The sequence below is a fragment of the Kocuria sp. NPDC057446 genome (assembly GCF_042802875.1).
Lineage (GTDB): Bacteria > Actinomycetota > Actinomycetes > Actinomycetales > Micrococcaceae > Kocuria.
This window is the reverse complement of record NZ_JBHVDI010000251.1, coordinates 1-2,945: the sequence shown is the minus strand read 5'-3', so window position 1 is coordinate 2,945 and position 2,945 is coordinate 1. Positions and strand designations below refer to the sequence as shown.

Genomic DNA, 2,945 nt, shown 5'->3' with positions numbered 1-2,945 from the left:
CCCCGCACCGGGGAGCGGCGGCCGCGCCGCGTTGCCGACCGGGACAGGTCAGACGGTGGCGGGCATGTCCGCCGCCGTGCTCTCCTCGCCGCTGCCGCCGGCCGGGCCCTCGGACGCCGGCTCCAGGCGGACGATGACGCCCTTGGACACGGGAGTGTTGCTGCCCGTCACCGTGTCGTCGAGGGGCACCAGGACGTTGCCCTCGGGGTAGTAGACCGCCGCGCACCCGCGGGCGGTGGGATAGGACACGAGTCGGAGTCTCCGCAGCACCCGGTCCCTGCCGTCCATGTACTCGCCGTGCACGTCCACGAGCCGACCGTCCTCCAGCCCGAGCTCGGCGATGTCCTCCGGGTTCACGAAGACCACGTGCCGGCCCTTCTTGATACCGCGGTAGCGGTCGTTGTATCCGTAGATCGTCGTGTTGAACTGGTCGTGGGAGCGCATGGTCTGCAGGATCAGCCGGCCCGGCGGGCACTCGAGGTGGTCCAGGGCGTTGACGGTCAGCTGCGCCTTGCCCGTGGGCGTGTTGAAGGTGCGGGAGTCCCGAGGGCCGTTGGCCATCACGAAGCCGCCCTCCTGACGGATCCGCTCGTTGTAGTTCTCGCACCCGACGACGACGTGTCCGATGTGGTCGCGGATCCGGTCGTAGTCGGCCTCGAAGCCTTCCCAGTCGGCGTCGACCGTGGTCCCGAGCGTCGCGCGAGCCAGCCGGGTCACGATGGCGACCTCGGACAGGAGGTTGTCCCCGACCGGTGCGACTGTGCCCCAGGAGGGGTGGACGGCGCTCATGGTGTCCTCCACCGAGACGAACTGCGCCCCGGCGGCCTGCCGGTCGATCTCGGTCCGGCCCAGGGTGGGCAGGATGAGCGCTTCCTCGCCGACCACGGTGTGGGACCGGTTGAGCTTCGTGGAGATCTGCACGCTCATCTCCAGCTTGTCCATCGCGGCCTCCGTCGCGGCGGTGTCGGACATGGCCGCGACGAAGTTCCCGCCGAGGGCCAGGAAGAACGTGATCTCGCCATCGCGCATCCGGCGGACGGCGTCGACCGCGTCGACCCCGTGGTCACGGGGCGGGTCGAAGGAGAACTCCCTGCCCAGGGCGTCCAGGAACGCTGGTGGCATCTGCTCCCAGATGCCCATGGTCCGGTCCCCCTGCACGTTGGAGTGCCCGCGGATGGGCGAGGCGCCCGCCCCCGGCTTGCCGATGTTGCCCCGCAGCAGCAGGAGGTTGATGATCTCCTTGATGGTGGCCACCCCGTTCTTCTGCTGGGTGACGCCCATGGCCCAGGTGATGATCACCTTCTCGGCCTTCAGGTACCGGTCCGTGAGCTCGTCGATCTCCTCGGAGCGCAGGCCGGTCGCGGCCAGCACTGTCTGCTCGTCCAGCTCGGCGAGGTGCGCCCTGAGCTCCTGGAGGCCCTCGCAGTGCTCGGCGAGGAACTCGTGGTCCAGCACCGTCCCGGGGGCGGCCTCCTCTGCCTCGAGCACCCGCCTGGACACCGCCTGGAGCAGCGCCATGTCCCCACCGGCACGGATCTGCAGGAACTGGTCTGCGAGCTCGGTGCCCTTGCCGATGACGCCCTTGGGCTTCTGCGGGTTCTTGAACCGGCGCAGGCCGGCCTCCGGCAGCGGGTTGACGGCGACGATCTGCCCGCCGTTCTCCTTCTGCTTCTCGAGGGCGCTGAGCATGCGCGGGTGGTTGGTGCCCGGGTTCTGGCCGACGAGGATCAGCAGGTCGGAGTTCACATAGTCGTCATAGCCGACCGTGGCCTTGCCCACCCCGATCGTCTGGCCCATGCCCCACCCGGAGGACTCGTGGCACATGTTGGAGCAGTCGGGAAGGTTGTTGGTGCCGAGTCCGCGCACGAACAGCTGGTAGATGAACGCGGCTTCGTTGGAGGCGCGCCCGCTGGTGTAGAACGCCGCCTCGTCCGGATCGTCCAGGCTCTTGAGCTTCTCCGCCACGATGGAGATCGCCTCGTCCCAGCCGATGGGCCGGTAGTGGTCCTCCCCCTTGGCCTTGTGGACGGGCTGGGTGAGCCGACCCTGCATGCCCAGCCAGTACTCCGAGCGTTCGCGCAGCTCGCTGACCGGGTGCTCCGCCCGGAACTCCGGGGCGATCGTCACGGGGGTGGCCTCCCACGTGACGGCCTTCGCACCGTTCTCGCAGTACTCGAAGGGGCTGCGGTGACCGGGGTCCGGCCACGCGCAGCTCATGCAGTCGAAGCCGCCCTTCTGGTTCATGCTCAGCAGCGTCCGACCGGCCCGGCCGGGGCCCATGTGCGCCAGCGCGGGCTCCATGGAGTAGTAGACGGCCGGCAGTCCCCCGGCCCAGTCCTTGGGTTTGCTCACCTCGAGGTCGTTCTCGTCGACCTCGCGCACGTCAGCCTTCTGTCGGGTCATGGGCCCTTTCCTTCTCTGTGGCGGAACACGTCCGAGGGCGTACTCGTCGGCGGCGGCACGAGCATCCTGCACGGCCACGGTCGGTGCACCCGCGTGCCTCATGAGGTGCCGTGATGCCGCCCAGGAGCGATCCGCCCGCCGAGCGCGGGGCGGATCGGCACCCGACGGCGACCTTTCATCTCCACGCAACGCAGTTCACAATGTGCAACATTCTTGGAGTCGCCGAACGGCATGTCAAGGATCACCGGTCTGCGGCGCCCATCCCACAGCACATGACGACGATCGCGCCAAAAGTCCGCAGGAATGCTTGACACGCAGGAGTGATGCAATTCACGCTGTTCTCGTAATACGAAGCGGGTTGCAGATTGCGCACCCTCCACGTAGGCGGCGTCCCTTCTCCCCGCCACGCTCACGTCCTTGCTCCCAGCCTTTCGAAAGGGGTCCTCTTCATGGAGTCCCTCGTCATTGTCGGAGCGTCCCTGGCCGGCCTCTCGGCCGCCCGGGCCGCTCGTAGTCTCGGGTTCGCCGGGCGGCTGGTGATC

At 68.5% G+C, this 2,945-nt stretch carries 1 protein-coding gene; it reads right to left on the bottom strand.

The features are described from left to right. Positions 1-48: 48 nt before the first annotated feature. On the bottom strand, positions 49-2,403 hold the full coding sequence (locus ACFU0Y_RS17740; RefSeq protein ID WP_380216218.1) for an FdhF/YdeP family oxidoreductase: 2,355 nt from the start codon (positions 2,401-2,403) through the stop codon (positions 49-51). Positions 2,404-2,945 lie beyond the last annotated feature (542 nt).

What these genes read in the sequence shown, in the direction of transcription:
- ACFU0Y_RS17740 (WP_380216218.1), bottom strand. Translation starts at nt 2,403, where the DNA reads ATGACCCGACAGAAGGCTGACGTGCGCGAGGTCGACGAGAACGACCTC.